Raw genomic sequence first — 6,845 nt, 5'->3', positions numbered from 1 at the left:
TTTAGGATATTACGAAAACCGCACTTGTTCACAAGCTAATTTGTCAAGGAAAAAAACGCCTCCGGGAGAATTTTTTTCAAATGATGTTTACCGGTTGTCATGCAATTTCCTAACCGGACAGTGCTGACATAATCCATACAAACCGGTGAATTGTGCCGGTGGCTTAAGATAATAAACCAGCTGGAACTTATGAACTATCCCCAAGAATCTCCCCAATCCCCGGCTTTTGCCAGAGCCCAGGGTTATCTGCCCGAAATCCTCATCAGCCATCTCTTCTAAAATCAGTGATAGGAGCCCCAGCATCCATCGCTCGTAGTTGCGCACCTCAAGGGTAGCGCAAAAGGTTCCTTCGGTCAGAACTTCACTGGTAAAGATATGGCCGGGGACAGTCCCCCCGGTAAAGCGATCGATGGCCACACCATCCCGGATTTCCAGCTTTGGCTCTTTCTGGGCATAAGCATCGCTGACGGACAAACGACCGGTGAAACCATGGGAGCCGAAGAGTCGACAGATGGGGCAGGAAATCCTGTACACATCGGCACTGGGGAATGAGGTGATGTCGTTCCTTTTTTTACAATCTTCCAAGATCAGGCCGCAGGAATCCTGATTGGTTTTGCGATCATCATCTTCCGGGTCCTGGTAAGGTAAACAAACAGGCGTCGGAGTTGGACGTAAAGTACGGCAAACCTTTTCCGCAAAAGATCGAAGAACCCCTTTCAAAGAGCTACCGGGGAGATAGGCCCAACCCTCTTTGGGGTACTCCGGGAAGCGGTAAGACCGGACAAAGGCTAATTTAGCGCCACTAAGGGTGGGCTGGCCGCTTTTGATTAACAAAGGGTCACGGGGAGTGATCTCAAGGTGAATTATGGCTTGGTTTATGAGCCTTTTGAGCATGGCTAACTCCTCAGGGCTGCAACCGGTTTGTCAGACAGTCGGTTAAAAGGGAGTGGGCCTCGGTCAGGGCGCCCTGGAGCAGATAGCCACGCAGCTGCTCCAAATTGCCATAGTCCAATTCAAATACAGCAAGACTATCTAGCCGTACCCCACCGAGTCCCCTTGAAGTAAAGCCTCCCAAGCGGATGCCAGATTGCCATTCTGCCAGCACCGCCCCTACCAGGGCCAATTCGTGGTCTTCTGGGTTTTCGAGGTCAATAACGATTTCAAACCGGGCTCCCGGAGGAACCACTTCAAAATCATACTTAAGCTTAGGGCGAGCAGTTTCTGTATCCCGATCAATGCAGACACCGTCACGCATCTGTGTGGTACCGGCCCACTCAATCAACTGGCCATCGCTGAAAAAGATGCGGGAAGACTGGAGGGGGGAGCCGAAAAGACGACAGATGTCGCAGGTATGGTCAGTCAGCCATGCCACTTTGTCAGCCTCTTCCTTAAGATCTTTGAACGCTTGGAATACCCTCCGGCGATAACTTTCATCTCCCACGCAGTCTTCGCCTGATAATGAACGGTCCAGCAGACAGGTTTTGAGGTTCAGGTAAGGGGCCAGGCGCTCGCACCCGGACCGGAAACTCCCTTTGAGGGATGATCCAGGCAGTATTGGGCAACCATCCAAGTCCCGAAGGACTCCCATTGACGTTCCCAGTTCGCCTTCTCGTCCAGAGCCGATATGGAAGGCGTTATCAAAAGCGAGCGTTCCCTTAATCCTCACTTTCCGCCGCAATATCTTGTGGTCCATAGTTTTACTCCCGCTCCAGACGCCGATATAAATAATGGCAGACAAAATGTTCAAAGTACGGATTCACTGAATCGCCTAAAGCTTTATCGACTCGTTCCCGGTTCATTTTTCTATTTGCACGGCTCCCCGGGTCCAACAGCATTCCTTGATCCATCAATTCCCTGAAAACTAGGCTGCGCAGGGAAAAAATGTCCTCAAGGTCAACTTCTGCGGTGGAGTCTATGATGGCCCTCACCAGATACCAAAATTCCTGATTAACTTTATTGGTTTCTTTCACTATCTGTTTTTTTGCCAACTCCTCAAGTCCCACTACCCCATTCGCTTGAAGCATGGCAGGTATTGCATACAGTTGGGCTTTTGCCACGGGCTTTGGGTGGACTTGGAAGCAATGGTCTACCAGTTCCCAGGCGTTTTGGCGTAAGGTTTCATCTACGAACCGGAGAAAGCCTCCTGACTGCAGATATTCTGCAAAGTCCATTACTACTCGTCTCCGCCGTCTTCCTGCTTCTTGTATAGGTAGTGAGCGACCACCTGTTTGGTCCACCCCCTTGCCAACCGGAGTTTTATGTCCATGATAATGGTGTTGTCTCCTTGACCCAGAGCATGGGCCTTCGCCTCTAGCTCGTCAAGCTGTCCAAGTATTATCGGCGCCACCTTACGCCATTTCTTTTCATGGCCGGATTCCTTTCCTGCCTGGTTTTTGACGAAATTGATGATCTCGGAGAACCGTGTGGTGGAAGCCACCAGAGTTTCCAGGTTGCGTATCTGAGATTTTTTTACCAACTTGGCCAAACCTTCTCCCACAGACTGAGATGTAGGGTAAATACTTTCCAAAAAAACATCTATCGCCTTCATTTTTTCCAAAGGGAGCGGCATCATATCACCTCCCGCACATTCAGCAACTCACATACCGTTAGGCGGCCGAAGCCCTCTTCCCGCCGCAGTCCGATGCCTTCCTGGGTAATCCGTTGCAACTCTGCTGTCATGGCATGAAAGTCATCACCATGGTAGCGCCATAGAAAAACACTTCCGGCACTGAGGGCCAGGTCATCGGGTTTGGGCAGCCCCCAACTAGACTGCCAACCGCGCACCAAATGGCTTTTGGCCACCTGCACCAGAGGCTCCGGGTCCAACCCGGGAAATGTTAAGGGTAGCCTGGCAGTGGGCCGAAGAAATTCATCCACTAAAATGGCAGGTGAAGCCAGGGTGATGCTAAAATAACGACCTTCAGGTAGGTTTTGACTTGTAACCCGATGAAACTTATCTTTAAAGCCCTGGTCCCATTCACCCCAAGCGTTCTGGTCGAGTTCGGGGGCAGAGGCCTCCTCCAGTTCCAGAGTAATCTCTCCCAGCCCCCGGGTACGATCGGCACCCACAAACAAGGAATCTCCCTGGCATAGAGTTCGAAGAAAACCGGCGTGCTCGTCACGCAGCCACATTCCACCAGATAGATGCTGAGGATGAAATTCTCCAGTTGTTATATTTTTCCGGAAGTTAGCCACCGCTTGGGTAGTGTAGAATATCTCCAGTGCCACTGTCCCGGTAACCCGATCAATTCCGGTATGTCGCTGAAAAGTCATGGAGACTTCATACTTCCACGGGGCGTCCACGTTCCCATTCCAGAAGCCATAAAACGGAATACGTTCCTGACCGCAAACCTTACAATCCCAGGCTTTTGGATTGTTCCAATTTGCTAGTAAACGATTCCCAGCGCTCAACGCTAATGAATCCTCTACACCGTCTCCCTTCTGAGTGCGAAATCCTTGTCTTCTCTTACAGGTGAGGACGGTCAAGGGCAGCACTTGGGAGGTAACCCGGGGATCATCTGTGGGTAAAAGGTTCGGGAAGCAAACCTGGTCTTCTATGAACAGGGCTCTAAATACGGCATCCTCGGGTCGACCGCCTCTACGCAGTAATTGGGCGGCCAAGGCTCCCCTCAGGCTAGAACCAGGGAGATAATCCAGACCTGCCGATGCGTGGGATTGCCGGGCTTTTTGAATAGCCAGAGGAGATTCCAGCCTGGCGGTGAGGCGATAATGCTTCATATCAGCCCTGTCGTCTCCTTATTCAGACAGTTTGGGAAAGCTATCAGCAATGTAATCCCGGTCCAGGTATTCAAAGACCTCCTCTACCTCTCTAGTTTGGCCTTTATAATTTAAAGTTGGAATATGAAGGCGTACCCCGCCACTACCAGAGCTCTTATCGCTTCCCAGAAACTCCACACTAAGAATGCCGGCTACCAGCAGACAATAAGCATAGGGAAGGTCACCTTCTTGAAAAGCCGCCAGCGTCCGATGGCGATGATAACCGGTGATAGTGGTGGTGAATGTTTGGGGCAGAGCATATTCCGTGGTGAAAAGGTGTTGTTCCTTAGCTGTCCCCAATAAGCGATGAAGACGGGTGCGGGTTTGATAAAAGTGGTCCTGGTAGGGTTCAGCAATTAGATAAGCATCCCGAAAGAATAGGCCTCCCTCTTCGTAGTTAGTGCCGAAAATTGTTTCTACAGGCGAAGGGGCCTGGGAGAGTGGCGCAAAGGCTCCGGGACGCCTGAGATCACGTTCATGAGGGTCCAAAGGAAGCCAATATTTCTCCGCCAAAGTTCGACATAGTTTTTCACACTGTTCCCTGATCACCCCTTTCAGGGTGCTGGCCGGAATAAAAGGCCAGCCCCGAGCATCCCGCCGGATTAGGCGATTCGCGCTCAGTCCGCCCTCTCCGGAACCGGAGTGCCATTTAGAAAGAAATTCGATTTCCAGTCTCAATTCCAGAGTGGGCATCTTAACCCTCTCCTGTGGGGGGTGATAGCACCACCAATTCCACCATTTCCATCAAGTCCAGGAGACCGGTGTTGAACCCCAAGTGGTCCTCTCTCCAGGGAAACATGATAGGGTCTCCGCATAAGTTTAAGGCTTCTCCCACCAATTGCCGATGTTCCTTGGCCTTCGTCCGCCCCCAGATGGTTAGGCACTCCAGGGTCGCGTTTATCTTGCCCTTAGTTGGCGCAGTACCTAAGGCATACAAGCGGCTCCGTGGAAAATCGGCCTCTGCCAGCTTTCGAGCCTGGTCCCAAATAGCCTGGGCATCCTCCAGGCTGTAGGGTTTGGCAGTAAGTCTCAGAGGTTTGGCCTCCAACCTCAATAGATGGGTGTCCCGGCAATCTTTAACCCTCACTTGATTGAAATAAGACGTAAAGTGGTAGTCCATATAAGCTGGCGAATAGTAAGGCCCCCCTTTTGAATCGGTGGCTCCTTTCTCTTTGGCAGACCTCAGGAGCTCTTGGGCCTGTTCCAGCATGAGGACGACGGGGGTATGGCTCTTGCCGATGGCGATCCCCAGGGAAAAGGTTAAGCCCCCTCCCTGTAGGAGATCCTTAAAAAATTGGTCTTTGGCTAGTTCTACCTGCGTCAAATCCATGAACCATTTGGCCGCGTCCAATGCGAATGGCAGTGCCGTTTCTGCAGCCAGATACACCACCAGATCATCACCTCCCAGCAGCAAGATGTCTGCGGGGACTTTGGATTCTGGCTCCTCTCCTCCAGAGGAATACGGTCGAGGCTCACAGTGCTTTTTCAGGGCCTCGTGGCAAGCTTTTTTCAGGCAGGCTTCCACCGTTTGGGAGAATAAATGGAAGTGCTCCTTTTCCTTAATCTCCTTAATGATGCGTCCCATGGTGTTGCCGTCGGCATAAACCAAAGCTGTATGGCCTGTGCGAGAACGCAGACCTATCTCTTCAAAGTCCCGGGGACGCCAAGTCCTGGTCTGGTCATCGTCCCATCCCTGGAACCTGCCGTATTCCAGAAAATGGCCCCGGTCACGTCCCCAGGCCAGCTTTTCCTTGCAAGTGTCACACAGCAGCCAGGACTCCCCTCCATATTCCTGGATGACTGCGGCCATCCCAGAGCAGGTGTCGCATTCCCGGATGTATCCCGTATGGATCAAAGGTTCTCCCCATAATCGGGGGTTTTCCTTTCTGGCTCGCAGTTCCTGAAAAGCCTGATCCCGGGCGCTTTTATAACCCCCCTCCTGATATGGGGCCAACCCAAACACCAGGCTCAGGCCTCCCTGGGAGTCTATCCGAAGTCTGTCCGCAAGGTTATTTAGGGCTGCTGTTGCCTCCCCCTCCCTTGCCTGGAGAATGAACTCACCGGCGCCACCCCCGGCAAATACCGCCTCCACCTGGTCCACTCCAGGGGACTCCTCCAGAAATTGACGCATATTAAATCGGTTCCAGCGGTCCAGGAACGCGGAGGCCCCTCGGATTTGCACCAGCCGGTCGGTGCCGAAGACGTATTCTTTAATGCCTGGAATATCCACCAGTGCCAGATAAGCCATGCTTACCCTCGCAAATAGTGAGGACCGGCGCTGAATCGAGGTTCCTTGAGGGCCGGCTTCAGTTCAAAACTGACAGTTTTGCTAGTGTCATGCCTTGGGCTGGCAGTAAGTGGCGTTGCCTAGCCGTGAAGACTTGTGGTAATCGCCCGCAGGCTCTTATTAGAACTTAAACTTTATGCGTTTGTCAAATGCACAACTTGGGGCCGTAATGAGTCGCAATCGCCCGCAGGCTCTTATTAGAACTTCAACAAGATTTTAATTCCCTATTGAAAATGATCCCAAACAAATCAGTCGCAATCGCCCGAAGGCTCTTATTAGAACTTCAACGAAAAACGCAAAGAGGGCATCAGCCAGATGCTCGGGAAGTCGCAATCGCCCGAAGGCTCTTATTAGAACTTCAACAACATAACGGAGCTACCCCCCACCCCTTGAAAAAATTCTTTGTCGCAATCGCCCGAAGGCTCTTATTAGAACTTCAACGCGAGAACCAGGAGTATAATTGGAACCTCAATACGAAGACAGTCGCAATCGCCCGAAGGCTCTTATTAGAACTTCAACTGTCAGCCCAGATCTGCAACCTGGTCTATACCCTGGCGTCGCAATCGCCCGAAGGCTCTTATTAGAACTTCAACCGTTAACATAACTTCCGACAAAAGCATTCACGGAAACCGTCGCAATCGCCCGAAGGCTCTTATTAGAACTTCAACGATAACAGCGAAAACTAGCAAACTCAAAGACCTCAAGAAGGTCGCAATCGCCCGAAGGCTCTTATTAGAACTTCAACGGAACAACAAGCAAATCAGGGAAGACCGCGCCCAGA

At 51.5% G+C, this 6,845-nt stretch carries 7 protein-coding genes and 1 CRISPR repeat array; all 7 genes read right to left on the bottom strand.

The genetic code is table 11. The annotated features are described in order from the left end of the window. Positions 1–87: 87 nt before the first annotated feature. The 7 genes from AB1467_07165 to AB1467_07135 all read right to left on the bottom strand — a co-directional run bounded on the left by AB1467_07165 (position 88) and on the right by AB1467_07135 (position 6,025). A complete protein-coding gene (locus tag AB1467_07165) occupies positions 88–894 on the bottom strand; it encodes an RAMP superfamily CRISPR-associated protein (protein ID MEW6296033.1) in 807 nt (268 codons plus the stop codon). A gap of 10 nt (positions 895–904) precedes the next feature. Beyond that, positions 905–1,693 (bottom strand): CRISPR-associated RAMP protein Csx7, encoded by a 789-nt coding sequence (gene csx7 / locus AB1467_07160; GenBank protein MEW6296032.1) that lies wholly within the window; start codon positions 1,691–1,693, stop codon positions 905–907. A 4-nt stretch (positions 1,694–1,697) separates the two neighbouring features. Then, a complete protein-coding gene (locus AB1467_07155) occupies positions 1,698–2,171 on the bottom strand; it encodes a hypothetical protein (protein ID MEW6296031.1) in 474 nt (157 codons plus the stop codon). 2 nt (positions 2,172–2,173) lie between these two features. Continuing rightward, complete coding sequence (locus tag AB1467_07150) at positions 2,174–2,485, bottom strand: hypothetical protein (protein ID MEW6296030.1); 312 nt, start codon at positions 2,483–2,485, stop codon at positions 2,174–2,176. Between the two features lie 83 nt (positions 2,486–2,568). Next, on the bottom strand, positions 2,569–3,738 hold the full coding sequence (locus AB1467_07145) for an RAMP superfamily CRISPR-associated protein (protein ID MEW6296029.1): 1,170 nt from the start codon (positions 3,736–3,738) through the stop codon (positions 2,569–2,571). A gap of 18 nt (positions 3,739–3,756) precedes the next feature. Further along, positions 3,757–4,470: an RAMP superfamily CRISPR-associated protein gene (locus AB1467_07140; protein ID MEW6296028.1), complete on the bottom strand. Its 714-nt coding sequence runs from the start codon at positions 4,468–4,470 to the stop codon at positions 3,757–3,759. 1 nt (position 4,471) lies between these two features. Continuing rightward, positions 4,472–6,025: a hypothetical protein gene (locus tag AB1467_07135; GenBank protein ID MEW6296027.1), complete on the bottom strand. Its 1,554-nt coding sequence runs from the start codon at positions 6,023–6,025 to the stop codon at positions 4,472–4,474. 135 nt (positions 6,026–6,160) lie between these two features. Next, positions 6,161–6,809: direct repeats of the CRISPR family, unit length 37 nt; unit sequence GTCGCAATCGCCCGAAGGCTCTTATTAGAACTTCAAC. Between the last annotated feature and the right edge of the window lie 36 nt (positions 6,810–6,845).

The organism is Candidatus Diapherotrites archaeon, from assembly GCA_040755695.1.
Taxonomy (GTDB): domain Archaea; phylum Iainarchaeota; class Iainarchaeia; order Iainarchaeales; family 1-14-0-10-31-34; genus JBFMAK01.
This window is presented reverse-complemented; position numbering and strand designations above follow the sequence as displayed.

Excerpts from the sequence above, each read along its gene's own strand:
- AB1467_07165 (MEW6296033.1), bottom strand. The coding sequence starts at position 894 with ATGCTCAAAAGGCTCATAAACCAAGCCATAATTCACCTTGAGATCACT.
- csx7 (MEW6296032.1), bottom strand. The coding sequence starts at position 1,693 with ATGGACCACAAGATATTGCGGCGGAAAGTGAGGATTAAGGGAACGCTC.
- AB1467_07155 (MEW6296031.1), bottom strand. The coding sequence starts at position 2,171 with ATGGACTTTGCAGAATATCTGCAGTCAGGAGGCTTTCTCCGGTTCGTA.
- AB1467_07145 (MEW6296029.1), bottom strand. The coding sequence starts at position 3,738 with ATGAAGCATTATCGCCTCACCGCCAGGCTGGAATCTCCTCTGGCTATT.
- AB1467_07140 (MEW6296028.1), bottom strand. The coding sequence starts at position 4,470 with ATGCCCACTCTGGAATTGAGACTGGAAATCGAATTTCTTTCTAAATGG.
- AB1467_07135 (MEW6296027.1), bottom strand. The coding sequence starts at position 6,025 with ATGGCTTATCTGGCACTGGTGGATATTCCAGGCATTAAAGAATACGTC.